The organism is Amycolatopsis sp. NPDC051061 (assembly GCF_040682935.1).
GTDB lineage: Bacteria > Actinomycetota > Actinomycetes > Mycobacteriales > Pseudonocardiaceae > Amycolatopsis.
In genome coordinates, this window is sequence record NZ_JBFBBZ010000003.1 from 49,731 (window position 1) to 74,153 (window position 24,423).

Genomic DNA, 24,423 nt, shown 5'->3' on the forward strand with positions numbered 1-24,423 from the left:
GGTCTCGCCGCCGCTCGGGTTCGCCAGCGTCCGCTCACGCGCGGAGGGGATAGCTCATCCGCCGGTCCTCGAGAGCCATTCGCGACGGCGGAGCGCCCACCACACCTCGCTGATTTCCTCGGCCGACTGCAGGGACAAGCGCGACAGCTGCTTCACCTGATTGATCCGGTAGCGCAGGGTGTTGGGATGGATCGTCAGCCGCTGGGCGGCCGACGCCGTGTTCATGCCGGCCGAGAGGAACGCGTCGAGGCTCACGATGAGTTCAACGCCGAAATCGCCCTGCGCCTGAAGCGGCCCCAGGATCTTCTCCACGAGCATGTCGCCGACGTGGCTCTCCGCGGCGACGGCGACGCGCAGGGACAGTCGTTCCAGGGTCTGCGGTCCCGGGCGGTCGAATTGGCCGGCGACGTCCAGGGCCTGGGTCGCCAAGCGGAACGAGCCGGACAGCTCGGGCAGTTCCACGGCGGGACCGACGCCGAGCACCGGACCGCCGAGCGGCAGGGTGCTGTCGTTGAGCATTCCGGCGGCGTCGCCGTCGACGATCGCACCCACTGGCTCGAGGCGGTGTTCCTCGGCCCAGCGGAGGACGTCGTTCAGCGTCGCCGACACCAGAGTGTTTCCGGTCGGGCGGGCCCGGAACGTACGGTACCGGCGACCCGTGACAAGACCGAACGATCCCGCACGCAGGACCATGTCCGGGCCGTGGGCACCTTCCTGAAGCAGCCGGCGGACCAATTCGGCCCGCCTGCTCTCGGCCGTGCGTGCCATGTCGAGGTCCTCGTTGCGGTGGGCGACGGCGTATTCGCGGCTGACCAGGTCGTTGACCTCCCAGAGGATGCGCACTGCCTCGAGTTGTGATTCCGGCGGGATGTGCCGGGACCCGGCTGTCTCGACGACGAACTCGCGCAGCCGCTGGAACGACATCCGGATGGCGAGGAGGACCTGCTCGATCGGGATCCCCGCCCGGGCGCGTTCCGCCGCGACCGCCACGTCAGGCACATGGTCCGGTACCCGGCCGGCCACCAGTGACGCCGCCGCGGTCTCGATGTGCTGAACGAGCGAACGGCGCAAAGACGCAGGTTCGACCTTCGTGTAGCTCGGCACCCCGTCGCGGATCGCTTCCGCGATGCCGGCCGCCAGCTGGTCGGCCTGTTCTCGCAGGCCGTGCGCGAACGTGCCCGTGTCGCGGGGTCCGCCTGTGCCGGAAATCTTGCCCATCGGATCCTCCCGGTCGTGCTCCGAGACAGCGAACAGCATCACACTGGTTGTGCGGAGACACAACTCCGCCCGTCGAACGTCAGGTCGGTAAACATGGTTCTTGGCTGCCACCTGCACATACCGTGATCCTGTCGAACGCGTGACTGGATCCGGTTGTCACGTCGGACATTGACAGACCTCGTCAAAGGAGATGAGCGATGATCGGCAAGGTGGCGGCGATACGCCGGCGAAAGCACGGGGCCGAAGCCCCGGCGGAGGCGTCGCTCGCTCGGGTCGCGGTGGCCAGTTGTGCCGGCACCACGATCGAGTTCTACGACTTCTTCGTCTACGGCACAGCGGCGGCTCTGGTCTTCCCCAAGGTCTTCTTCCCCGCACTCGGTGCGGTCTCCGGGCCGCTGGCTTCGTTCGCGACATTGGGTGTCGCGTTCGTCGCGAGACCGGTGGGCGCCCTTGTCTGCGGCCATTTCGGGGACCGATTCGGGCGTAAGAACATCCTGGTCGTGACCCTTCTGCTGATGGGTGTGGCCACCGTGCTGATCGGGTTGTTGCCGTCGGCGGCGTCGATCGGGCCCGCGGCGCCGATAGCCCTGACGGTGCTTCGGTTCCTGCAGGGGTTCGCGGTGGGCGGGGAGTGGGCCGGTGCAGCGCTGCTCGCGGCCGAGTACGCCCCCGAACGGCAACGAGGGCGCTACGCGGTTTTCCCGCAGCTGGGCCCCGCCTTGGGATTCATCCTCGCCAGCGGGACTTTTCTCCTGGTGGACGTGGTGATCGGCGCCGGCAGCGACGCGTTCCTCGCCTACGGATGGCGGATCCCGTTCCTGAGCAGTGCCGTCCTCGTGCTCATCGGGTTGTACGTGCGGACAGCTGTGGCCGAGACTCCGGCATTCCGCAGGCATCAGGCCGAGCTCGCCACCGCCGATGCGCGGCCGGCCCCCGCGCCGGTACGCGTGGTGCTGCGAACCCAATGGCGCCAAGTCCTCCTCGGCGGAGGCGTGCTGACAGTTCTCTTCGCTCTCTTCTACGTTGCCACCGCCTATCTCACGTCATTCGGGACATCGGCCACCGGTCCGGGCTTGAGCCGGGCTACGGTGCTGGAGCTGGGAATCGCGGCGGGCGTCGTCCTCGCGTTGACCACGATCGCGGCAGGGGTGCTCTCTGACCGGTTCGGCCGTCGTCGCACGATCATCACCGGGTTCGTCGCCGCGGTTCCGCTGGTTCTCGTCCTGTTCGCCTGGCTGGGCGGCGGGAGCGGCTTGGCCTTCGGCGTCACGGTCGCCGCGATGCTCGGCGTGTACGGCATCGCCTACGGACCGATCGGTGCCTACCTGCCCGAGCTCTTCGCGACGGAGTGCCGGTACACCGGCGCTGGGATCGCTTACAACCTCGGTGGGCTGCTCGGCGGCGCGGTCGTCCCGCTCGCCGCTGCCGCGCTTTCGGCCGCGTACGGCGTGTTCGCGGTCGGAATCCTCGTGGCCGCGGTGGCACTCGTCAGCCTCGCCAGCGCTATCGCCCTGCGCTCCCGTGCGGAGCTGCTCTCATGACCGGCGCCCCCCGCGTCCTGGACGGTATCCGGGTGCTCGACCTGAGCCGGCTGGCGCCGGGGCCCTACTGCAGCATGCTCCTGGCCGATTTGGGCGCCGAGGTGATCACGATCGGCGGTGGGCGGACGGGTGCGCCGATTCCGGTGCTCCGCCGGGGCAAACACGCGATCGACCTCGACCTCAAGTCCGAAGCGGATCGCGCGTTGTTCGACCGGATGGCCGCCACCACCGATGTCGTGCTCGAGAGCTTCCGACCGGGGGTGGCCGCGCGCCTCGGCGTCGACCACGCCCGGCTCAGCCGGATCAACCCGCGGGTGGTCTCCTGCAGCCTGACCGGCTACGGGCAGAACGGGCCGCTCGCGCTCCGCGCCGGACACGACATCAACTACCTCGCCGTCGCCGGGGCACTGGGGACCTTCGGAACCGCCCAAACGCCGCCGAACCCGCCGCTGAACCTGCTCGCCGACTTCGGCGGAGGTGGCCTGCTCGCCGCGTTCGGCATCCTGGCGGCGCTGTTCGAGCGGGAACGGTCCGGCTCGGGTCAGCACGTGGACGCCGCGATGGTCGACGGAGTCCTGTCGATGATGGCCATGCCCTTCGCGGACTGGGGCACGCCGACCTTGCCACGCCGGGGCGAAGGCTTGCTCACCGGGACCATGCCGTCGTACCGCACCTACGAATGCGCTGATGGCCGTTATGTCGCCGTGGGTGCGCTGGAGCCGAAGTTCTTCGCGGAGCTGTGGTCCGGACTCGGATTGGGTGAGCCCGAAGACGTTCCCGACCACCTCGACCCGCGCGGATCCGATGCCCTGACCAAGACCCTCGAGAAGACCTTTCTCGGCAGGACCCGGGACGCGTGGGCGGACCAGTTCGCGGAAAGTGATGCTTGTGTGACGCCGGTGCTGGAGCCGCACGAACTGGCGGCAAGCCCGCACGTAGCGGCGCGACACCCGGAATTCGCGCTCGACCAGGTGCCGGCGGTGCCCCGCTTCTCACGCACGGCCGCCGTCCCCGGCCAGGATCCGGCCCCGGAAGTAACAATCGCGGCCCTCGTGCGCTTCGGCCTGACCGTGGCCGAGGCGACGAGCGTCAACGCCCGGCCCGGCGGCGAGGGAGGCGACCTGAGCTGGCCGCCGATCACCGACCATGCCGAAACCCGACCGCGGAAAGGAACTGCTGAGTCATGAACAACCCATTGTCCGAGGTTCACGTCGACTTCCGGGCCAGCGTCCACAAGCTCGCGGCAGACCGGATCGCGCTTCACGCCGCGGATGTCGATGAGAAGGAACGCTTTCCCGACGAAGCGTGGAAAGCGATTGTGGACGCCGACCTGGCCGGGCTCGCCCACCCCGAGCACCTGGGCGGGTCCGGAGCCGACCTGCTTTCCCAGGTGATCGCGGTCGAGGAGATCGCCGCGGCCTGCATGACGACGTCACACGTCCTGCTGGTGAACTGGGCCGGAACGTGCACGATCCTTTCCGAGGGCTCGGACGAACTGCAGAAACTGGTGGTCCCCGAAGTCGCGGCCGGACGGGTCGGCGCGGGCTGGTGCTTGACCGAGCCGACCGCGGGCTCGGACGTCGCCGGGCTCGCCAGCACCGCGATCAAGGCCGACGGGGGCTGGACCCTCACCGGCCGGAAGCGGTTCATCAGCAACGCCCCGTGGGGCGACTGGTACGCGGTCCTGGCGAAGACCGGCGACTCCCAGCACGGTGTTTTCATCGTCCACCGTGATGACCCCGGGCTGTCCTTCGGGCCACACGAACGGAAGATGGGACTCCGGGGCAGCCCCACCGCGGACGTGCTCCTCGACGGCTGCTTCGTCCCGGATCTCCGCGTCGTCGGCGACCCGTTCCAGGGCTACCGGTACATCATGGCCGAGCTCAACGGCAGCCGGGCGCTCATCGCGGCGCAGGCCTTGGGTGTCGCGCAGGGCGCGTTCGACGCGGCTGTCGCGTACACGTCCGAGCGCTCCCAGTTCGGCCAGTCCATCTCACGTTTTCAGATGGTCCGGGGAATGGTCGCGGACATGGCGGTCCGGCTGGCTTCCGCCCGTGCCCTGCTGTACGAAGCCGTTGCACTCATCGAGGCCGGTCACCCCGACGCCCGGGCGCGGGCATCGATGGCGAAACTGCTGTGCAGCGACAACGCCATGTCGGTGACGACGGACGCCGTCCAGCTCTTCGGCGGCTACGGATTCACGCGCGACTACCCGGTCGAGCGCATGATGCGCGATGCGAAGATCACCCAGATCTACGAGGGGACCAACCAGATCCAGCGCCTGCTGGTGGCCAAGGCCGCGTATGCCCGGGCGGGTGTGGCGTGAGCCGCGCGCTCGAGGGCGTCCGGGTCGTCGAACTGTGCGAAGTCATGCAGGGGCCGCTCGCCGGACAGACGCTGGGCGATCTCGGCGCCGACGTCGTCAAGATCGAGCGCGGGCTCCGCGGCGACATGATGCGCACACTCGATCAGCAGGCGGCCGGTCAAGGCCGAATTTCGGCCTACTTCGTGGCCCTCAACCGCAACAAGCGCAGCATCAGTGTCGACTTGAAGTCCCCCGAAGGGATCAAGATCCTGCACCGGCTCCTCGCAAGAGCGGACGTGCTGGTGCACAACTACCGTCCCGCTGCGGTCCGCAGGCTCGGCCTGTCCTATGAGGACCTCGCCGACCGGTATCCACGGCTGGTGTACGCCAGCGCGTCAGGCTTCGGCGACACGGGGCCGTTGGCCCACAAACCCGGACAGGACATGCTCGCGCAGACGGTCAGCGGCCTGGCACGAGCGGTGGGCGACGCCCGGCTGAGCTCGTACCTCAACCCGACCGCCCAGGTCGACTACGCCTCGGGTGCCGGCCTGGTCCAGGGCGTTCTTGCGGCGCTTTTCGAGCGGGAACGTTCGGGCCGGGGCCAGCAGGTCAGCGTCAACCTCCTGGACACGGCGCTCGCCATGCAGATGATGGAGGCCGCAGCACACACCATGTACGGTGCCGAGCTCAACTGGGTCACCCAGTGGTACAGCGGCACTTTCGCCACCACCGACGGCGTCGTCACCGTGGTCGGCCTGTTCCGTGACAACGCCGTCCGCTTGCTGTGCGCTGCGTTGGACGTCGCCGACCTCAGTACCCGCCCGGAGCTGGCGACCACCGAGCTGCAGGCGCGAAACCGCGATGTCGCCAATGCCGTCCTGGCTCCCGTGGTCGCTGAGCTGAGCACGGACGAAGTGATGGCGCGTTTCGAAAGCGTCGACCTCCTGTGTGCACAGCAGCTGAGCCTGGCCGAAGCGTTGCAGCAGCCGCAGGTCGCGGCGAACGACCTGCTGGTGGAAGTCGCGGTCGCGGGAGAGAAGCCGGCACGAGTGGTCGGCTACCCCGTCAGGCTTTCACGAAGTCCGGGTGACGTGCGCCGTGAGGTCCCCGCGCTGGGACAGGACACCGGGGAAGTCCTCGCAGAAATCGGTTTCTCCACCGGTGAAATCGAGGCGTTGGTCGCGGACGGTGTGATCCACACGAGCGAGCCGCGCCGAGCCACTCATGAGGTCCACCACTGCGCGTCGGGATACCCGGAATGACCACTGGAACAGACAAGATCGCCACCGCTCGCGCACTCATGCTCGCGCGGTTGGAACAAACCCTCGATGCCCGGCTGCCGGGGCTGCCGCACTTCGCGGATCCGCGTACCGGGGAGTGGACCACCACACCGGACGGCGATTGGACCGGCGGTCACTTCGTCGGACAGTTGTGGCTCGCGGCCTCGCAGGACGAGCGGTTCCTGAACGCCGCCCGCGAGTACTCCGCGCGCCTCGACGGACGCGAGGACTCGCCGACTGTGTTCCGCGGCTTTCTCTTCCACTATGGCGCTTTGCTGGGCGGTCGGCTCCTTGGCGACGACGGCGCGTGGAAGCGCGCGATCCGCGGAGCGAAGGGTCTGATGACGGCGTACAACCCGGCGTCGGGCATCGTTCCGCTCGGAACGGCCGCGGAGGAAGCGCACAGCGTCGGCGACACGGAGACCAGCATCGACGCCGTCGGGGCGGTCGTTTCCCTGCTTGCCACGGTCGCCGATCGCATCGGCGACCCGGCGATGGCCGAAGCGGCCGTCTCGCACGCACTCCGGCACATCGAGATCTGTGTGCGTCCTGACGGTTCGGTCTGCCAGTCCGGGACTGTCGATGCCGGCACAGGTGCGGTCGTCCGGCGATACAGCCACAAGGGTTACTCAGCCGAAAGCACTTGGGCACGCGCCCAGGCGTGGGCGATGCTGGCCTTCACGATGGCAGCGCACCGCTTGCCCGGTCGGCCGGTGCTGTTGGACGCCGCGATCGTCGTCGCCGATTGGTGGATCGCGAAGATCCCGGACGACCTGGTGGCCTACTGGGACTTCGATGATCCGGCTATCCCCGGCACTCTCCGCGACACGTCGTCGACGGCGATCGCGGCGGCCGCACTGCTCAAGCTGGCCGGACTCGTACCCGACAGCGAGGCCTACCGCCTGTTCGCGCAGCGCACGGTGCACGCACTCGTCGACGGTTACGTGCGCCCGGTGCCGGTATTGCCCACCTCGATCGGGGTACTGGGGCATGGGTGTTACAACAAACTCATCGGGCTGGCCACCGACCACGAGCTGGTCTGGGGGGATTATTACTTGACCGAGGCGCTGTCCGTGCTGGCGGGCGAGCTGGACCCGCTCGCGGTATGACGCTGTTCTTCCTCGTGGCGGAGCCACGCGGCATAGCCGCCGAGGAGGTCGGACACATCGGGGTGGTCCGCGCGTCGCAGGACGCAGGCGGCGATCGAGGAGCGGTGTCCGCCCGCGCACTGCAGCACGACGGGACGGTCGTGCGGGATTTCGCCGGTACGGCCGGGCAACTCGGCCAACGGGATGTGTACCGAACCTTCGACCACAACACCACCACCGCGCCCGCGGTCAGCACCGCGATCACGGTCTCGGTCGGCCGCATAGTCTTCGACGACAACTCCCGCAACCGCACCACCCGCATCGGCGCGGCAGGCGCGGGAACGCCGATGGGAGGGGAGGGCGGAGTGGTGTTGTCGGTCATGCCCTCAACGTCGCCGAACCCAGCCAGGATGTTGCGGACCGCGCTCACGACACGGCTGTCAAACACTTACGAGTACATCCATGTGGTGCGTCATGGGAGCCTGTGAGCAGGGCTTTCTCGCGCCAGCAAAAGAATCTTGTCACTGGGGGTGTCCATTCGCTGGCCTACAGGACGATTCCTGGTTAATGGAGCTGCGGAGGGCGAAGGACCACGTCGGCCTGATCATGGACGGCAATCGGCGCTGGGCCCGGCAACAGGGCATGGCCAACCCCAGTCTCGGCCATCCCTGGGCATCCGCTACGTCACGGTCTTCCTGTGCTCCACCGAAAACCTGACCAACCGCGCCGACGGCGAAGTGGCGTTCCTCATGGACGTTGTCGAACGGCTGGCCACCGACCGGCTGGCCCGGCCGGGCGCACGGTGGCGAGTCCACGTGGCCGGTGCGGTCGACCTGCTGCCCGCCGGCACGGCACGTGCGCTGAAACACGCCGCCGAAGCCACGCGGGACTGCCCGACCGGCGCCCACGTCACCCTGGCGATCGGGTACGGCGGCCGCCAGGAGATCGTCGACGGCTTGCGCGACCTCCTCATCGAGCGCGCGACCTCCGGCAGCACGCTCGCCGAAGTTGCGGACACCCTGACCGTCGACGACGTCGCCGCGCACCTGTACGCGCCGGAGCACCCGGAACCCGGCCTGATCATCCACACCAGTGGCGAGCAGCGCCTGTCGAACTTCCTGCTCTGGCAAAGCGCCTACGCGAAACTGCACTTTTGCGACGCCTACTGGCCGACCTTCCGCGAGATCGACTTCCTCCGCGCCCTGCGCAACTACGCCGGGCGGCAACGCCGGCGGTGACCTGTCGTACCGCGGTACTACGCGCCGCGCCGGATTGCCTCCCGCGGTACCACGAAGCGGCCCGAGTCCCCTCCTATCGTTGAGGGAGAACGGGCCGGGGCGACCGGTCCGCGGATCCAGGGGATGAACGATGATCGAGGCACACCAGCTGACCAAGCGGTACGGGGAAAAGACAGCGGTCGACCACCTGGACTTCACCGTCCGGCCGGGCGCCGTCACCGGGTTCCTGGGGCCCAACGGCGCGGGCAAGTCCACCACAATGCGGATGATCGTCGGACTGGACGCGCCGACCAGCGGCTCGGTCAAGGTCAACGGCCGCCGCTACGCCGAGCACAGCTCGCCGCTGCGGGAGGTCGGGGTCCTGCTCGAAGCGAAGTCGGTCCACAGCGGACGGTCGGCGTTCGACCACCTGCTCGCCCAGGCCCAGACCCACGGGATCCCGCGGCGGCGGGTCGACGAAGTGATCGAAATGACCGGGCTGCAATCGGTGGCGAAGAAGCGCGCGGGGAGCTTCTCCCTCGGCATGGGCCAGCGGCTCGGGATCGCCGCGGCCCTGCTCGGCGACCCGGCCACCATCATGCTCGACGAGCCGGTCAACGGCCTGGACCCCGAAGGTGTCCTCTGGATCCGCAACCTGCTCAGCGGGCTCGCGGCCGACGGCCGCACCGTGTTCGTCTCGTCGCACCTGATGAGCGAGGTGGCGCTGGTCGCGGAGCACCTCATCGTCGTCGGCCGGGGCCGCCTGCTCGCCGACACCACCGTGCACGACCTCGTCCGGGACGCCGGCGGCGACACCGTCCAGGTAGCCACCGCGGACCCCGCGCGCCTGCGCGAGGTCCTGGCCGGTCCCGGCGTCGAGATTGCGGGCCGCACCGGTTCCGAGGAGCTGCAGGTGAAGGGCCTCTCGGCGCGCGCCATCGGTACCAAGGCCGCCGAACACGGCATCGCCCTGTTCGAGCTGTCCGCCCGGACTGTCTCCCTCGAAGAAGCCTTCATGGACCTGACCCGCGACGCCGTCGAATACCACGGCGTCACCACCGGCATCGACGCGCTCGGGAGGGCGGCATGACCACCTTGGCCCCGGAAGCCCCCGCCCGCACCGTCCGCCCGGTCTACCGGGTGACCGGGCGTCACGTCCTGCGCTCGGAGTGGACCAAACTGTGGTCCCTGCGCTCCACCTGGATCACCCTGGGCCTCGGCCTGGTGTTCCTGGTCGCCTTCGGGCTGATCTCCGCCGCGCGGTACAAGTCGAACATCAGCTCCGGCCAGCCGCTGGACCCGGACTTCGCGCAGGCGACCGCCCTGAGCCTGTCGCTGTTCGGCACGAACTTCGCGCAGCTGGCGCTGGGTGTGCTCGGCGTGCTGGTGACCGCCGGCGAGTACTCCACCGGCATGATCCGCTCGACCTTGACCGGCGTCCCGCGCCGGCTGCCGGTGCTGTGGTCCAAGTCGGCCGTGTTCGGCGTCGTCGCCCTGCTCGTCGGCACGGTCGGCGCGTTCCTCGCCTTCGTCTTCGGCAACGCCATCGTGGCCGGGACGCCCGCGGCGATGTCCCTTTCGGACCCGGGTGTGCTGCGCAGCCTGCTGGGCACCGGCCTCTACCTGGGCCTGGTCGGGGTGATCGGGGTGGCGCTCGGTGCGCTCCTGCGCTCGGTCGCCGGGGGCATCTCGGTCCTCGTCGGCGCGCTGATGCTGATCCCGGGCCTGGTCTCGCTGTTGCCGAAGTCGTGGCAGGGCGACCTCAGCCCGTACCTGCCCAGCAACGCCGGGCAGGCGATGTTCGCGCTGACCCACGACGCGACCACGCTGGCGCCGACGGCCGGGATGCTGGTCTTCGTCGGCTGGACGGTCCTCGTGCTGGGCGGCGCCGCCTACCGGCTCGCGCGGTCAGACGCCTGACGACGCCCTCCGCCGGCGCGGCCCCCTGGTGCCGCGCCGGCGGTTTCCGCAACGATGAGCAGGTGACGCCCGTGCCCGACGACCCAGCCGCGGTGCCGTCGTGGACCGGATCCCCGCTGGTCGCGCGCCTCACCTCGTACGGCCCGCGGTTGCGGCAGTCCGACCGGCGCCACCCGTGGGTTCTGGACCTGGCGGTGGTCGCCGCGCTGTTCCTGCTGTTCTGCGTGCCGGACCTGGTCCAGCACGACGACGGGCCCGGTCCCGACGAGCTGCGGCTCGCGTTCACCCAACTGCCGACGGCCGGCACCCTCGCGCTGCAGGCCGGTCTGCTGCTGCCGCTGTTCTGGCGGCGCCGGGCCCCCTCGGTCGCGCTGGCCCTGACCGCGGCGGTGTTCGTCGTCCAGTGGTCGCTCGGGGTCTTCCTGCGCGCCGACGTCGCCCTGCTCGTCGCGCTCTACAGCGTCACCCTGCACGGCCGGCTGCGGCACCTGCCGTGGGCGTGCACCGGGGTGGTCACGCTCCTGCTCCCCGTGGCGGCCCGGGTCTCCCGCGCAGTGTCGTTCTGGGAGGCGCTGTTCTTCCTGCTCACCGCCGTCACCGCGGCCGTCGCGCTCGGGCTGGCCGTCCGGATCCGCCGGGCCCAGCTGGCGAGCCTGCGCGATCGCGCGCGGCAGCTGGAGATCGAGCGGGACCAGCGCAGCCGGCTGGCCGCCGTCACCGAACGCACCCGGATGGCCCGCGAGATGCACGACATCATCGGCCACAACCTGTCGGTCATCATCACGCTGGCCGACGGCGGCGCCTACGCGGCCGACGTCACCCCCGAACGCAGCAAGCAGGCGCTCGAGCTGGTCGGCGACGCCGGGCGGCAGGCGCTGGGGGAGCTACGGCGCATGCTGGGTGTCCTGCGGGAGAAGGCGGACGCGCCGGAGCTGAACCCGCAACCGGGCATCGGCGACCTCGACGCATTGTGCACGAGGATCCGCGCCGCCGGACCGGAGATCGTCCTCCGGTCCGCCGGTGAGCTGGACACCCTCGATCGCGGGGTGCAGCTGATGACCTACCGGATCGTCCAGGAGGCGCTCACCAACACGCTCAAGCACGCCGGCCCGCGCACCCGCGTCGACGTCCTGATCGCCGTCGAGGGTCCGGCGCTGCGCATCCGCGTCCAGGACACCGGACCGCCCGACGCCGCTGCGCCGCTCGATCCACCCGCGGAGGAAGGGCACGGGATCGCCGGGATGCGGGAACGCGCGGCCCTGTACGGCGGCACGGTCACCGTCGGCCCCACCGCCGGCGGCGGGTGGGTCGTGCAGGCGATCCTGGATCTCACCCCGATCTCGGTGCCGCCCGGCGGTGCACTGTGACGACCGTGCTCATCGTCGACGACCAGCCCCTGCAACGGTTCGGCTTCCGGATGCTGCTCGACGCGACGCCGGACACCGAAGTCGTCGGGGAAGCCGCGCACGGGGCCGAAGCGGTGCGCCGGACCGCGGAACTGCGGCCCGACGTCGTCCTCATGGACATCCGCATGCCCGGCATGGACGGCATCGAAGCCACCCGGCAGATCCTCGCCACCGGCGGCCGGTCCCGCGTTCTGGTCCTGACCACTTTCGACCTGGACGAGTACGCCTACGCCGCGTTGCGCGCCGGAGCGAGCGGGTTCCTCCTCAAGGACGCCCACCCCGAAGAACTGCTCGCCGGCATCAGGGCGGTCGCGGGCGGCGACGCCGTCATCGCCCCGGCATTTACCCGGCGGCTCCTCGACACCTACGCCCAAAAGCTCCCGGACGCCAGCGCCGATCCGCCGTCCCGGACCGATCCCCGCTGGCTGAGCTTGACCGAACGCGAGCAGGAAATCCTGGTCGCCATCGGCAGCGGGTGGACCAACGGCGAGATCGCCGAACGTCTGGTGCTGTCGGAATCCACGGTCAAGACCCACGTCGGCCGGGTGCTGGCGAAGGTGGGCGCCAGGGACCGCGTCCAGGCGGTGATCTTCGCTTACGACCTCGGCTTGACCCGGCCGAATCCGCCGGGCTGACCCCTCGTCCCGCGGTCGATCCGAGCTGTAGGCCAACAAGAACGGCAGCTGAGAAGCAGGGAAAGGCGGGTACCATGCGGCCGTATCTCGTGTTCGTGGTCGTGGGCGCGCTCGCCCTGGCGGGGTGCTCGGCGGCGACCCCGGGGAGCGGCGCCCCACGACGTCGGCCGCACCACCGCCGAGCCCGCCGGATACGGCGTCCGCCTCGACTGCGAACCCGGACCCGGCGAAGTTCGCCCACAGGTCGTCGCGCGGGCCCGGGAGGCGGGCGTCGATCCGCAGCTGGTGCTGGCGATCCTCTACAACGAGGACTACAAACCGCACGACCCGCAGCTCGAGCGGGCTTGGCAGAACCTCAAGCCGGACGCGGCGTTCGGGGTGGCGAACATGCACCGCGCGACGTTCGACGAGACCCGCCGCGGACGGCCGTTCGCCTCCCGGCAGTGGACGGAGCTGCCCGACGACCCTGATCTCGCCATCGAAGCCGAAGCCTGGTACCTGCACGATCTGGCCGCCCAGTTGCCCGCGAAACACAGCGGTCAGTACACGACCGACGAGCTGCTGGCCCTGGGCTACAACGCCGGGCCCGGGAACATGAAGGCGTTCGCCCGCGGTACCAAGCCCAGCGCGCAGGTCCAGACCTACCTGGTGGACCTGCGCGCCGCTTGGGCGAAAGCCGGTTGGAGGTCGGCGCCGGGCCACGGGCTGGCGCTCAGCAGGACCGCGCCGCGGTTGCGGACCCGTCCGGCCAGCCGGCGCGCGAGCTGCGGCTGCACACCGTGGGGTGTGACGGGTCCGAGCACGACCAGGTCGAAGCCGTCGATCAGGGCCGAGAGGACTGCGGTGAGTTCGGCGCCCGGGTCGGGGATCAACGCGAGCTGGTCGAGTTTGACGCCGAGTTCCGCGGCGGCGGCGACACCGAGGTCAGGCATGCCGGTGACGGCGGCCCACGAGCCGGCTTGAGTCGCCTCAGTGAGCAGCGCGAGGACCAGCGCCGCCGACCCGGTGACCGCGATGGTGGTCCCGCGGCGCAGCCCGCCTGCCTGCAGCAGACCAGCCAGCGCGGGGGAGACCGGAAGCGTCCCGCCGAGCGCTTCGGGAGTGTCCGGGCTGGGGGCAGTCAGCTGGGCGGCCGTCCGGAAGCCGGGTATCGCGGTGAGCTCGGCCACCGCCTCTGATAGCGCCACGCTGCACCTCCCGCACTGATGGCGCTCTGCGAAGTGGGCCAGAGGCGCTTCCTGAAAATCCCCAGCCGAGGTCTGCAACCTAACCGTGTCAGCGACGGAGTGGGATCACTCCGTCGGGTGCAGCGGCTGGCATCTGTGGGCGGGCGGCTTCCGGGGTGGTGAGCAGAGCCACGATGGTGACCGGGCCGCCGCAATGCGGGCAGTCGCGTTGTGCGGCCGGCTGCGGCAGTGGCGCAGGTGGCGGTGCCAGAACGGCCATCGCTGGTGGCGGGCCGAACGGCCTGCTGGGGTGGCTGGTGCGTTCGACCTCGCGGCGGGCCGCGGCGGTGCGTTTGCACTGCCGCGAGCATAGAGGCGGGTCTTGGCTTGGCGGCCGTTTGCGGTGAAGGCTTCCCAGCAGATCGGGCAGGTCTTGCTGGTCGCGTTGTAGTTCGGATCGCGCGGGTCAGGAGACATGTGCGTTCACCGCCTTGCGCAGCTTGTCCGATGTGGACTGATGAGACCGCAGCCGGTAAGACGGACCGTCGTGCCGACCACCGTCGCCCGATGCAGCAACCGGTCCAGCATCGCCGCCGCGACGGTCGCGTCACCGAACGCTGTTGCCCAGTCAGCAATCCCGACGTTTGTCGTCAAGATCGTCGACGACTTCAGGTAGCGCTGATTGATCACCTGGAACAACGCCGACGCACCATCGCCCGGCAGCGGCAAGTAGCCAAGCTCATCGATCACCAGCAGCTTCGGTCCGGCGAAGAACCGCATGCAGGTCGCCCAGCGGCCTTCGACCGCGGCCTTGTGGCAGCGGGCGGCGAGGTCCGCGGCGGTGGTGAAGTAGACCCGGTGCCCGGACTCGGCCGCGCCGCGCGCCAGCGCGGTAGTCAGCATCGTTTTCCCGACTCCGGGCGGACCGACGAACAACACGTTTGATGCGTCGTCGAGGAAACGCAGTGTCGCGAGGTCCCGGATCAGTTTCTCGTCGACCCCGGGTTGCGCGGCGAAGTCGAAGTCCGACAGCGTCCAGGGATCCGGCAGGCAGGCGAACCGCAACCGGCCGGCGAGGCGGCGGGCTTCGGTGGCGTTGACCTCGATCTCCAGCAGCCGCTCGAGCGCGGCGGTCATGGACAGGTTCTCATGGCGGACTTCGTCGAGGACCCTTGGTAGGGCTTCGGCGGCGTTGTCGAGTTTGAGGTAGGAGAAGTGCGCGCGCAGTTGCTGGTAGCGGCGGGCTTCACTCATCTGTGGTGCGGATTTTCGTAGGAGATCCGGAGCGTCAGGTCGACCCCACGCTCGCCGGACTTGAGCTCGTCCAGCCGGCGTGACTCGTAGCTCATGCGGTCCACGAGGTACCTGATCGGCCAGCGCGGGCGGTTGCCGAGCCGGCTCAGGGCGATTCGCATCGCCAGCGGCAGGTGCCGCATAGTTCGACGAGTTCGGCCACCGCCTCGGCCTCCCTGCGTCGGCTGCCCAGCACTCTGGCGGCCATTGCGACGCCGTCCTCGCTGGTCATCGTGCCGAGCGACAGCCAGTGCGCGCCGTCCAGGTCGATCAGCCGCGCTCGGCTGGTGATCAGCACGAGCGCATCGGGGCTGAGCGGCAGCAGCGGCCAGACCTGACCGACGTCGGAAGCGTTGTTCCAGCAGGAGAACCAGCCGGCTCTCCGCTGTCGTCGTGCGCCAGAGCATGGTCCGCGCCTCGGCGTCGTCCAGCAGCTGGTCGGCCTCCACCCCGAGCATGCCCAGCAGGGCTTCCGTGGCGGTGCGGGGCGACAGTGGCTGTCCGCCCGCGGTGTAGCCGCGGAGGTTGAGGTACAACCGCCCGTCCGGGTAGCGGTCGGCGAGGGGTGCGGCGCGCACGGCCAACGACGTCTTCCCTACGCCGCCCATCCCGTCGATCGCGATGATCCGCGGTCCTCTGCCCTCGGGCTCGTCGAGCCGGCTCAGCAGGCTGTCCAGCTCGGGCTTGCGGCCGGTGAAGTCCGCGAGGTCGTACCGCAGCGTCCGGGCGACCGCCGCGGACGGCGGCTCGGCTGACGGCGGCTCCGCGGCCCGCCCGGGCGCCGACCCCGCCGGGTCCCGGAACGCGGGCGCCTCGAGCCGTTTTGGCCCATTGCTTTCCGAAATGGCATTGGTCACCCGAATTTCGGTGGGTCTCGGCGAATCTCGCGCGAATTTGATGCAACGTCCGCCAGCGTCAGGCACATGTGAAGAGCGAACGCGAGATTGCGTTTCCGCTTTACTTCGTCGCTCTTCCCCATCAGGAGGACAAGTGTCAAGAACCTTCGTCAGATCTGCCGTGCTCGGCGCGGCCTTGGTCGCCGCGATGGCGTGCATTCCGGTCGCTCAGGCGGCCGCCGATCCCCACGCCGTCACCTCACAGGTGCAGTCCTTGCGGGAGCAGGTGCGCAACGGGACGCTCCTCAAGTCACACAGCACCATCGAGTCCTGCGCTTTCTGCCAGGCCAAGGCGGTGACGACCGCACCAGGGTCGGAGACACTGCTTTCGACCACCGTTCCGGTCGGTTACGGCGCCGACGACCTCGCGGCCGCCTACCACCTTCCCGATGCCGGCTCCGGCGCCAAGGGCACCATCGCGATCATCGACGCCGGGGTGTACCCGAACCTCGAGGCCGACCTCGCCACCTACCGGACGCAGTACGGCCTGCCTCCGTGCACCGCGGCGAGCGGTTGCTTGAAGGTCGTGGACCAGCACGGCGGCCCCGCGCTGACGCCGGCCACCGAGATCCCGGGCGTCATCTACGAGGAGCACGTTGCCCTCGAAACCGCGCTCGACATGCAGATGGCCTCCGCGGCCTGTCCCACCTGCAACCTGATCGAACTGCAGGTGCCCATCGAGGACGCGATCGCCGGCGACGCGGCTCAGGACCACGCCGCGATGGCCGACTTCGGTGACGCGGTGAACACCGCGGCCCGGCTGGGCGCGAACGCGGTCAGCATCAGCTACCAGTTCCCCGGCTACTCCGACGTCGAGTTCGGAAAGCCGGGCCTGGACCTGTTCCACCCGGGTATGGCGATCCTGGCCTCCTCCGGTGACTCGGGCTACCAGGGCAACCAGCACACCGGCTGGCCGCAGAACCTGCCGTGGGTGGTTTCGGTCGGGGGCACGTCGCTGCTGCAAAGCGGCAGCAAGTACACCGACATCGTCTGGAGTGATGCCGGCAGCGGCTGCGAGACCGACCTGCCCGGCGCCATCGGCGCTCCGCCGGCGGTCAGCGCCAGTTGCGGCGGACACCGCGCTTCCTCCGACGTGTCCGCGGTCGCCGACGCCGCCACCGGCGTCGCCGTCTTCGACTCGTACTCACCCTTCAGCGGCCAGCCGTTCAACTGGCTCATCGTCGGGGGTACGAGTGCCTCGTCGCCGTTCGTCTCGGGGCTGTACGCCCGAGGTGGCCACACGTCTCAGGTGCTGGGGCCGAACACGCTGTACACCGCGCCGGCTGGGGCGTTCACCGACGTGACGCTGGGCCAGAACGCTCCGGCGCACGTCTGCCCGGCGGCCACGCCCGCGCTGTGCGTCGCGCAGCCGGGCTGGGACGCGCCGACCGGGGTCGGCGTGCCGAACGGCCTGTCCGGGTTCTGATCCGGTCCCGGGGAACGGGGCGGCCGGCGATCCGCCCCGTTCCCCGCTCAGCCAGGGTTCGCGTCTTCTGCGGTGGACAAACCAAGCCTGGCGAACCAGCCGCTCATCGCGTCTGTCGTCGCGGGCTTCGGCGCCGGCGCTGTCCGCCAAGATTCGGGCAAGCCGGCGGAAGCGGTGGACCAGCTGCTGCTCCGGCCTGCTCGGCCGGTGAGCGGTGACGGCTCGAGCGGGTTGGCCCGCCTATCCCGGCCGAACCGGATCGAAGGCGGCCCAGCTGTGCAGCTGATAGCTGTCCCCGGCCTTGCGCACCTCGGCGGCGCCCTGGCCGGGGAAGTGCGCGGGCACGACGAGCGCCCCGGTCCCGGCGGCCTCGTCGAGCAGCCGGATGCGCGTCGCCCGTGCTTCGGCCTGGTTTTCGCAGAAGCAGCTGTTGGCCGCCGGCTCGGCCACCTGGACCGGGCTGTGCAAGAGGTCTCCGACGAACAGCGCCCGGTCCGTGCCCGAGCTCAGCTTGAGGACCGACGATCCGGGCGTGTGTCCCGGTGCCGGGGCGAGGATCAGGTTGGCGTCGATCCGGTAGCTGTCCTCCCACATCGTCGCGATGCCGGACTCGAGGATCGGCGCGACGCTGTCGGCGAAGACCAGGTGGCTGCCCCGGCGGCGCAGGCGATCGGCGTCGGTGCGCGCCGGCGGGCGCCGGTGTTCGTTCTCCGGGTCGAAGTAGTCGCGGTCGACGCGGGGAATCAGGTAGCGGGGGTTGGGGAACGTCGGTGCTCACTCGTCGTTGTCCAGCCGACGTGGTCGTAGTGGACGTGGGTGTTCACCACCAGGTCGACTTCCTCGGGCTCGACGCCCGCCCGGCGAAGGTTCTCCAGGAACGGCGTCTCGAGGTGGTCGAACTGCGGGACCTGGGGACGGTCACGGTCGTTGCCCGCACCGGTGTCGATGACGATGGTGCGTCCTTCGCTGCGCAGCACCCAGCTCTGGATCGCGCAGTGGTACGCGCCGTCGTCCGGATTGCGGAACTCCGGGGCCAAGGCCGCGCGGCCCTCCGGCGAGAGGCGCACTTCGGGCCGCTACGCACCTTCGTCATCGCGGGATCGAACCATCCGAACCACCCGGTGCTGGCCCGGCGGCTGCACAACTATCTGCGATGGCGCAACGCCAACGCCCGACACCCCGACGTGCTCGCCGCCCAACGTCGTGAACGCGCACCAGTCCGCAGCGAGAAGGGCATCCGCTGGAGCGGGCAACGCCTCACCCCAGCCGCCTGACCAACCCGGCGAACCTACCTGGACAGAGCGCTAGTAGTGCTTTGTTAGGTGTGTCGTTGTGGCTGGTCAGGGTACTGGTGTGACCTGCTGTGGGAGTGAAACCGGAGGAGTTGGAGCAGGTCCGTCCGCGGCTGGCGGCGTTTGCCGGCGAGATGCTGGGTGGGTTGGCGCGGGCGGATCAGCGAGCGAAGGGTGAGCTGTATCTGCGTGGTCTGATGCTGGACGGCAAGCGGAAGTCGATGCAGCCGATGGCCAAGCGACTCGGGGTGGATCACCAGCAGCTTCAACAGTTCGTCACGTCCTCGACTTGGGACTATGTCGATGTCCGGCACCGGATCGCCAGCTGGCGTGACGGGCTCGTCGGGAACGAGGCCGTCCGCGTCGTCGGAGTCGGTCAGCAGGCTGGTCATAGCCGCCTTTCGGCTTCGGCATCGGCGTCGAACAAGCCGAACTGGATCACCTCGGCGCCTGGTTGCGCATCGAGCGCGGATGCGTCCACGGTTGCGGTCTCCGGCTCGGCGTCGGCGGCCGGCTCGGTCCGGTGGGCGGCCGCTGCAGTGCGGGTGCGCGCGACGACCCGGGCGCCGGCGCGGTCAGGTCCGTGCTCGGCGCGCGTCAGCAGCTCGTCCAGCGCGCGGGCGATGTCGGTCTCGCTGACCTCGTTCTCGCTGCGGCCGCGGGCGTGGCGCCAGGTGAAGTCGGCGAACGGCGCGGTGACCATTGCCTGGTGGGTCCAGGGCGCGGTGACCCAGCCGCCGGGAGTGCGGACGAAGACCCGGGACAGATCGTAGGGGTCGTAGGGGATTTCCCAGAGCCCGCGTTTGCCGCTCAGGCCGGAGTGCTGGCGGCGGTAGTCACCCAGCTCGGGGCAGTCGTAGGTGCGGTAGTCGATCCGGATGCCGTAGGTGTTGATCGCGCGCCACTTCACCGGCAGGAGTTCGAGGTAATCGGTGCCGCTGAGGGTGAGCGGCAGGTAGCCGGCGATCGCGACGAGCGCGGTGTAGCGGTCGTTCGGGGTGAGCTTGCGCCGTGGGGCGTGCGGGTCGCCCAGCGCGTCGTGTGTGGGCGGTGGGCCCAGCCGACGATCAGCCACTCGTCCAGTAGATCTTGCAACTCGTCCAGCGTCCACTCGGCGGCGACGGCGCGGCCGCGCTGCTGGGTGTTGGCGCCCTTGAACCCGGCGACGTGTTGTGCGAACAGGGTCTTGATCGCCGAGAATGTCGCCTCGACGACGGCCTTGTCGGTCGGGGTGTCTTTGCGGGCCGCTTGGATCGAGATGCCCAGCCGTTCGCAGGCGCGGCTGAAGGTGTCGGAGACGAACACCTTCCCGTGGTCGATGGCGACCTGCTCGGGGACGATGACCGGCCGCGCCGCCGCTTCGCGCATCCGGGCGTCGATGCTGACCAGTCGCTCGAACGGCAGCCGTGAGGCCGACATCCGTAAGGCGTTCGCCCATCCGGGTCGCATCGGTTCCGGGACCAGGCATCTTGGCCAGCAGGGCCGCGTCGACGGCCTTGGTGCCGACCGGGCGCAGTACCGCGGAGCAGATGGTGCGGGTGGCGACGTCGACGGCGATGGTGAGGTCGGCGCGGTCCTGGACGCCGTCGGCGGCCAGGACCATGATGTCGATCGGGGTGGAGTCGATCTGGACCTGCTCACCGGGCCGCGCGGTGGTCGTCGCGGTGAACGGCCCGGAGGGTCGGTTGGCGGTCTGGCGCCGGGTGACCGCCGAGCCGAACGCGTGCTGCCCGACCACCATCCGGTCCACCACCTGCCACTTGACCTCCAGTCGTCGAAGGTCCGGGGTGCGCGCGCAGAAATCGTCCTGCAGCTGCACGGCGAGCTGATCGGGACTGAGCGTGCGCGTGTGTGATGTTGACCGCCGTGGCGTGATTTGCCAGGTGGCGGCCAGCTCGCCCTTTCAGCGCGGCGGTCTGGCAGCCAGCCTGCCAGGCCAGGAACTTCAGGTTGGGGCCGTGCTCGTGGCCGGGCAGCGGCTTCCCGGCGGCGACGTAGGGGTCGAGAACCTGCTGGATTCGTGCGCCGACGCCGGTGTTGTCACCTTGGCGGTACACCACCTGACCGCGCGGTGGACGGGTTCTCCGGGCCCGTACACCGCGCCGCCGACCGTCAAGACGTGACGTGGGCGACGACCCGGCGGACGTATTCCGCACGATCCGCCAGCAGATCCACGCTGACCAGAACGTGGTGGCTCGTGGTGGGGTGGAAGAACGATCCCGTCACCGGCAGGGCCGTCACCTGGAGCCGGAAACCGCCGATGCGGATTCCGGCTCTCTTTTCGTGCTCGTGCACCGCATCGCGCATTCTCGGTGCATTGCGGAACGGATTGCTCACCTGCGCGACTTCGCGTTTGTGAGCCGAACTCCAGCGGTGCAGCGTCTGGAGGTTGTCTTCCACGATCGGGGCCAGCGGCTCAGCCGGAACAAGTGGTATCGACGGCGCGTCCTCCCGGGTGAGGAACAAAGTGGTTTCCCACCACTGCTGCCACAGATCAGGAACGTGCTCGCCGGTGACCTCCGGCAGCGTGGTCAGCGTCGGGTGCCGAACCGCGGGCGGGATTTCCTGCGCGCACGGGATGTCGAGCGCGTCGCGAACGGCCAGGGCGAACGCCAGCGGGTGCGAATACCCGAGAACGACTGTCCACGGCGCGCTCGACATCGAGACCACGTGCTGCCTTTCGGGCTCAGGCGGATGTCACTCAGACGATGTACTCGGTGTCGCCGGGGCCACCGCTCGTGCAGATGTCACCATCCCACAGCAGCGCGTCGCTCACCGGCGTGACGACGCCGGCGGTTTCCCACCCGGGGCCGCCGCCGTGCACGTCCCATTCACCCGTCCACGACGTGTCCAGTCCCAGGCCGCCGCCCCAGGAATTGCTGTCCGAGCCGTACGGGTCCGAGCGGTTGACCCGCCAGTAGAAGCCGATGGCGGCGTCGTCGAGGTCGAAGCCCGTTTCGATCTCCGAAACGTACCCCCCGACCGCGTGGATCCAGAGGTAGGAGTCCCCGCAGTCGCCCTCGACCACGTTGCGGGGGTGCTTCTTCGAGTAGTACGGAGTGCCGTCCGGGTTGATCGCTGCCGGCGTGGGCGCGGCGTGCTGCGTCCCGTCCGGCGCGGTCACCACCTTGAAGCCGTGCGACTCGGCCACCTGCCGGTTCACCCCGGACACCGTCATCTTGACCGTCCGGGCTCCCGCGGGCAGCACCCGGGCCGACCGGCCGGGCGTCGCGGGTGAGGCCTGCGCGAAACCGCTGCCGACGACGACCGCGGAAACGGCGGCGACGAATACGACCGCAGATCTAAAAATTCTCGATTTCATCGAATCCCCTCGAGTTTCCCATGACAGGGACGATCGGCACGGGGTGAAACGATGCCGGGGATTGTGGCACAGATGGCGCGACGTCCTTCTTGATGTCTTCTCCCCTTGCTCAGCAACCCCCTGGTACCCCATGCGTGAGCCCTGTCAGTGAATCAGGTGGCAAGTCACCGGCAATACCGCCATGCGAGGGTAAGAAAAACTCCATGCCGGATATAATCGGCCATAGCGGGCAAAATTCGTGAACTGCATGGTTGACTAATGACCGGGTTTCTTTTTCTTGTCACGCCACCTGGAAGTATACGAATACTTCGCCGGAATTGCTCGCCGAGGACGGTTTCCGCGGCTGAAGCAACTCGGTCGGCAGTGCACGGAGTTGGCGTGCCGGTGGATCGCCCCGGCAAGCACGATCGCGGCCACGCCGCGCGGACCGTCGAGCACGGTGATGAAGGGCGGGGCGGTCGTGCCGCCGGACCCAGTCAGCGGGTGAGGAAGCCGCCGTCGACGAAGAGGTCGTGGCCGTTCATCCCGCCGTTGCGGAGCAGGAAGTCCGTGGCGTCGGCGATCTCCGCCATGGTGACCAGGCGCCCGATCGGGGTGCGGTCGGCTTGCGTCCCCAGGTCGGCGTCGCGCCATCGGGGGCTGTCGCCGACCAGGCCCGGGTGCAGGGCGTTGACCCGGTGCGGTGCGAGCTCGACGGCCAGGGTCTTCACCAGGCCGGTGACGGCGCTGTTGATGGTGGTGACGACCGTGGAGCCCGGGTAGGGGCGTTCCTTGGCCAGGCCGCCGAAGAGGACGACCGACGCCTCCGGGGTGAAGCGCTCTCTCAGCACCCGGACGGCTTCGGTGTAACCGACCAGCTTGGTGGTCGCCGCGGTGATCGCGGCGGCGATGTCGAAGTCCTGCAGCGTGTTCGGACGCTGGTGGCTGGCGGTGATCACCAGGTGGTCGAGTGGCGGGACGCCCGCGGCCGAGGCGGCGATGGTCTCCGGATGGGCGAGGTCCAGGCCGAGGCCGGTCGCGGTGGGACCGATCTCCTTCGCGACCGCCTCGGCGCGGCCCGCGTCGCGGCCGGCGATCACCACCGTGCCGCCCTGGTCCGCGTGCCGCTCGGCGATGAAGCGGCCGAGCCCGTCGGTGCCGCCGATGATCATCGTGGTGCTCATGGTGGGTCTCCGTCTCCGTTTTGTTGACCACTTGGTCATTAACGAGCATAGATGCTTGCTGACCACTTGGTAAATTGGCCGGCATGACCCGACGTCCACACCGCCGTGACCCCGAGGGGCACCGCCAGGCCATCCTGGACGCTGCCCGCAGCTGCTTCGGCGAACGCGGGTTCGCCCGGGCGACGGTCCGGGAAATCGCGTCGCGTGCCGGCGTCACCCACGGCCTGGTCCTGCGACAGTTCGGGTCGAAGGAACAGCTATTCCTCGCCGCAGTGCCGGGGCACCGGGAGCTCGACGCGGTGATCGACGGCGACCCGGGCACGCTGCCCGAACGTGTCGCGCAGGCCTACGTCGAGCGGATGGAGACCGGCGCCGCCACCGACCCGCTGGTGGTCCTGCTGCGCAGTATCGCTTCGGACCAGCAGGCCGCGGCGAAGCTGTACAGCGCGATGGAGGAGAGCAGCATCCGGGCGTATCGCGAAGTCGTCGACGGCGAGGACATCGCCGTCCGCGTCGCGATGCTCGGGGCGCAGCTGATCGGCGTGACGGTCAACCGGTACATCGCCCGAACCGGGCCGCTCGCCGAGCTGTCCGCGGCCGCACTCACCGCCCACCTGGCCCGCGTCCTGCGGCACATCCTGCTCGACGCTTGAGACCTTCCGCCGCCTGCTGGCCGTGCTCAGGTCTCCGATCCGGCTGTGGTCCTGGGCAACCAGATGGGGATCGGTTCGCGTTAGTCACATTGCCCTGTCGGAAACCCAGCTTGGCTCGGCTGCACTCGGGTGGGCCGGACGTGCTGAAGTCCACTGCCGAGGCGGATGTTCGGCTACGGACGCAGATAGGGCATCGTCAGCCGGTCGCCGACAGGTCTCCGCGCCAGCACGTGGGATACCGCCCGGGCCAGCAGCGACCGCGCGGCCCACTGCCCAGGCTCGAGGTCACCCAGGCACAATTCGAGCAAGCTGGCCGGGTCCTGGTCCGCCAGTGCTGCCTCCGTCCGCGGACAGGTGAACCATGGCGGTCTCGCCGCCGGCCATATCGAACCGTCCGGCATCGTCCGCAGCGTGAGTTCGTTGCTTGCTCGGAGAGCTGCTTTGACCAGCGTTGCGCCCTGGGCGGGGTGAACGCGCGCTTCCAGCCGGGAGGTTACCGGCCTCAGCGTCGGCGGAGGGCGCGCAAGACCCAGGGGAGGACGAGGTCGAGGTCCTTCTCTTAGAGGCCTGTTTCAGCAGCTGCGGCGGGGACGACAGCGCGA

General features: G+C 69.5%; 26 protein-coding genes and 1 pseudogene. 17 read left to right on the forward strand and 10 right to left on the reverse strand.

Annotated features, from left to right (window positions below; all coding sequences use genetic code 11):
• Positions 1–54 precede the first annotated feature (54 nt).
• The gene (locus AB0N03_RS04950) at positions 55–1,335 is read right to left on the reverse strand and encodes a helix-turn-helix domain-containing protein (RefSeq protein ID WP_364365530.1); all 1,281 of its coding nucleotides are present in this window, start codon (positions 1,333–1,335) and stop codon (positions 55–57) included.
• A gap of 80 nt (positions 1,336–1,415) precedes the next feature.
• Between AB0N03_RS04950 and AB0N03_RS04955 the strand changes: the two genes are divergently transcribed.
• The 5 genes from AB0N03_RS04955 to AB0N03_RS04975 are packed head-to-tail and all read left to right on the forward strand — an operon-like array spanning position 1,416 to position 7,453.
• Positions 1,416–2,759 carry an MFS transporter gene (locus tag AB0N03_RS04955; RefSeq protein WP_364365533.1) on the forward strand — a complete coding sequence of 448 codons (1,344 nt, stop codon included), beginning with the start codon at positions 1,416–1,418 and terminating at the stop codon, positions 2,757–2,759.
• Complete coding sequence (locus AB0N03_RS04960) at positions 2,756–3,946, forward strand: CaiB/BaiF CoA-transferase family protein (RefSeq protein WP_364365536.1); 1,191 nt, start codon at positions 2,756–2,758, stop codon at positions 3,944–3,946. Before AB0N03_RS04955 ends, AB0N03_RS04960 begins: the two co-directional genes overlap by 4 nt.
• Positions 3,943–5,085, forward strand: a complete 1,143-nt coding sequence (locus AB0N03_RS04965) for an acyl-CoA dehydrogenase family protein (RefSeq protein ID WP_364365538.1) — start codon at positions 3,943–3,945, stop codon at positions 5,083–5,085. The genes AB0N03_RS04960 and AB0N03_RS04965 overlap by 4 nt, the downstream gene beginning before the upstream one ends.
• Positions 5,082–6,326 (forward strand): CaiB/BaiF CoA-transferase family protein, encoded by a 1,245-nt coding sequence (locus AB0N03_RS04970; protein ID WP_364365541.1) that lies wholly within the window; start codon positions 5,082–5,084, stop codon positions 6,324–6,326. Before AB0N03_RS04965 ends, AB0N03_RS04970 begins: the two co-directional genes overlap by 4 nt.
• Entirely contained in the window at positions 6,323–7,453 is a 1,131-nt protein-coding gene (locus tag AB0N03_RS04975) for a glucuronyl hydrolase (protein WP_364365544.1), read from the forward strand. The genes AB0N03_RS04970 and AB0N03_RS04975 overlap by 4 nt, the downstream gene beginning before the upstream one ends.
• Here the strand turns inward: AB0N03_RS04975 and AB0N03_RS04980 are convergent.
• Positions 7,396–7,659 (reverse strand): rhodanese-like domain-containing protein, encoded by a 264-nt coding sequence (locus AB0N03_RS04980; protein ID WP_364365547.1) that lies wholly within the window; start codon positions 7,657–7,659, stop codon positions 7,396–7,398. The genes AB0N03_RS04975 and AB0N03_RS04980 overlap by 58 nt on opposite strands.
• 303 nt (positions 7,660–7,962) lie before the next feature.
• On the opposite strand from AB0N03_RS04980, the gene uppS reads away from it, so the two are divergent.
• The 7 genes from uppS (at position 7,963) to AB0N03_RS05015 (ending at position 13,788) form a co-directional block, all read left to right on the forward strand.
• Positions 7,963–8,670, forward strand: coding sequence for a polyprenyl diphosphate synthase (gene uppS / locus AB0N03_RS04985; protein ID WP_364365550.1), 708 nt, complete (start codon positions 7,963–7,965; stop codon positions 8,668–8,670).
• A gap of 130 nt (positions 8,671–8,800) precedes the next feature.
• A complete protein-coding gene (locus AB0N03_RS04990; RefSeq protein WP_364365552.1) occupies positions 8,801–9,739 on the forward strand; it encodes an ATP-binding cassette domain-containing protein in 939 nt (312 codons plus the stop codon).
• Positions 9,736–10,569, forward strand: coding sequence for an ABC transporter permease (locus tag AB0N03_RS04995; protein ID WP_364365555.1), 834 nt, complete (start codon positions 9,736–9,738; stop codon positions 10,567–10,569). The genes AB0N03_RS04990 and AB0N03_RS04995 overlap by 4 nt, the downstream gene beginning before the upstream one ends.
• Before the next feature lie 71 nt (positions 10,570–10,640).
• The gene (locus AB0N03_RS05000; protein ID WP_364365558.1) at positions 10,641–11,936 is read left to right on the forward strand and encodes a histidine kinase; all 1,296 of its coding nucleotides are present in this window, start codon (positions 10,641–10,643) and stop codon (positions 11,934–11,936) included.
• Positions 11,933–12,610, forward strand: a complete 678-nt coding sequence (locus AB0N03_RS05005) for a response regulator transcription factor (protein ID WP_364365561.1) — start codon at positions 11,933–11,935, stop codon at positions 12,608–12,610. Before AB0N03_RS05000 ends, AB0N03_RS05005 begins: the two co-directional genes overlap by 4 nt.
• Positions 12,611–12,895: 285 nt before the next feature.
• Entirely contained in the window at positions 12,896–13,573 is a 678-nt protein-coding gene (locus tag AB0N03_RS05010) for a hypothetical protein (protein ID WP_364365563.1), read from the forward strand.
• Positions 13,570–13,788, forward strand: a complete 219-nt coding sequence (locus AB0N03_RS05015) for a hypothetical protein (protein ID WP_364365565.1) — start codon at positions 13,570–13,572, stop codon at positions 13,786–13,788. Before AB0N03_RS05010 ends, AB0N03_RS05015 begins: the two co-directional genes overlap by 4 nt.
• A 471-nt stretch (positions 13,789–14,259) precedes the next feature.
• Here the strand turns inward: AB0N03_RS05015 and istB are convergent, their stop codons facing one another.
• Both istB and AB0N03_RS05025 read right to left on the reverse strand, forming a co-directional pair.
• Positions 14,260–15,030: an IS21-like element helper ATPase IstB gene (gene istB, locus AB0N03_RS05020; protein ID WP_364365568.1), complete on the reverse strand. Its 771-nt coding sequence runs from the start codon at positions 15,028–15,030 to the stop codon at positions 14,260–14,262.
• Positions 15,027–15,926, reverse strand: a complete 900-nt coding sequence (locus AB0N03_RS05025) for a hypothetical protein (protein WP_364365571.1) — start codon at positions 15,924–15,926, stop codon at positions 15,027–15,029. Before AB0N03_RS05025 ends, istB begins: the two co-directional genes overlap by 4 nt.
• A gap of 133 nt (positions 15,927–16,059) precedes the next feature.
• Between AB0N03_RS05025 and AB0N03_RS05030 the strand changes: the two genes are divergently transcribed.
• On the forward strand, positions 16,060–17,391 hold the full coding sequence (locus AB0N03_RS05030) for a peptidase S8 (RefSeq protein ID WP_364365574.1): 1,332 nt from the start codon (positions 16,060–16,062) through the stop codon (positions 17,389–17,391).
• Positions 17,392–17,631: 240 nt separating this feature from the next.
• Here AB0N03_RS05030 and AB0N03_RS05035 read toward each other — a convergent pair whose 3' ends face one another.
• Together AB0N03_RS05035 and AB0N03_RS05040 are read right to left on the reverse strand one after the other, a co-directional pair.
• Complete coding sequence (locus AB0N03_RS05035; protein WP_364366279.1) at positions 17,632–18,138, reverse strand: MBL fold metallo-hydrolase; 507 nt, start codon at positions 18,136–18,138, stop codon at positions 17,632–17,634.
• The gene (locus AB0N03_RS05040; protein WP_364365577.1) at positions 18,135–18,458 is read right to left on the reverse strand and encodes an MBL fold metallo-hydrolase; all 324 of its coding nucleotides are present in this window, start codon (positions 18,456–18,458) and stop codon (positions 18,135–18,137) included. Before AB0N03_RS05040 ends, AB0N03_RS05035 begins: the two co-directional genes overlap by 4 nt.
• A gap of 359 nt (positions 18,459–18,817) precedes the next feature.
• Between AB0N03_RS05040 and AB0N03_RS05045 the strand changes: the two genes are divergently transcribed.
• On the forward strand, positions 18,818–19,456 hold the full coding sequence (locus tag AB0N03_RS05045) for a transposase (protein ID WP_364366282.1): 639 nt from the start codon (positions 18,818–18,820) through the stop codon (positions 19,454–19,456).
• Here AB0N03_RS05045 and AB0N03_RS05050 read toward each other — a convergent pair.
• Positions 19,429–19,794 (reverse strand): annotated as a pseudogene (locus AB0N03_RS05050) (Mu transposase C-terminal domain-containing protein); the annotation flags it as partial. The gene AB0N03_RS05045 and the pseudogene AB0N03_RS05050 sit on opposite strands and share 28 nt — an antisense overlap.
• Positions 19,795–19,869: 75 nt before the next feature.
• Here AB0N03_RS05050 and AB0N03_RS05055 point away from each other — a divergent pair.
• A complete protein-coding gene (locus AB0N03_RS05055) occupies positions 19,870–20,538 on the forward strand; it encodes a hypothetical protein (protein ID WP_364365580.1) in 669 nt (222 codons plus the stop codon).
• Positions 20,539–20,641: 103 nt separating this feature from the next.
• Positions 20,642–20,806: a hypothetical protein gene (locus tag AB0N03_RS05060; RefSeq protein WP_364365582.1), complete on the forward strand. Its 165-nt coding sequence runs from the start codon at positions 20,642–20,644 to the stop codon at positions 20,804–20,806.
• On the opposite strand, the gene AB0N03_RS05065 is transcribed toward AB0N03_RS05060, so the two are convergent.
• The 3 genes from AB0N03_RS05065 to AB0N03_RS05075 all read right to left on the reverse strand — a co-directional run bounded on the left by AB0N03_RS05065 (position 20,796) and on the right by AB0N03_RS05075 (position 23,168).
• Positions 20,796–21,344 (reverse strand): hypothetical protein, encoded by a 549-nt coding sequence (locus AB0N03_RS05065; protein ID WP_364365584.1) that lies wholly within the window; start codon positions 21,342–21,344, stop codon positions 20,796–20,798. The genes AB0N03_RS05060 and AB0N03_RS05065 overlap by 11 nt on opposite strands.
• Positions 21,345–21,384: 40 nt before the next feature.
• Positions 21,385–22,005: a hypothetical protein gene (locus tag AB0N03_RS05070; RefSeq protein ID WP_364365587.1), complete on the reverse strand. Its 621-nt coding sequence runs from the start codon at positions 22,003–22,005 to the stop codon at positions 21,385–21,387.
• Between the two features lie 476 nt (positions 22,006–22,481).
• Positions 22,482–23,168, reverse strand: coding sequence for an SDR family oxidoreductase (locus AB0N03_RS05075; protein WP_364365590.1), 687 nt, complete (start codon positions 23,166–23,168; stop codon positions 22,482–22,484).
• Positions 23,169–23,251: 83 nt separating this feature from the next.
• Between AB0N03_RS05075 and AB0N03_RS05080 the strand changes: the two genes are divergently transcribed.
• Positions 23,252–23,821 (forward strand): TetR family transcriptional regulator, encoded by a 570-nt coding sequence (locus tag AB0N03_RS05080; RefSeq protein ID WP_364365592.1) that lies wholly within the window; start codon positions 23,252–23,254, stop codon positions 23,819–23,821.
• Positions 23,822–24,423 lie beyond the last annotated feature (602 nt).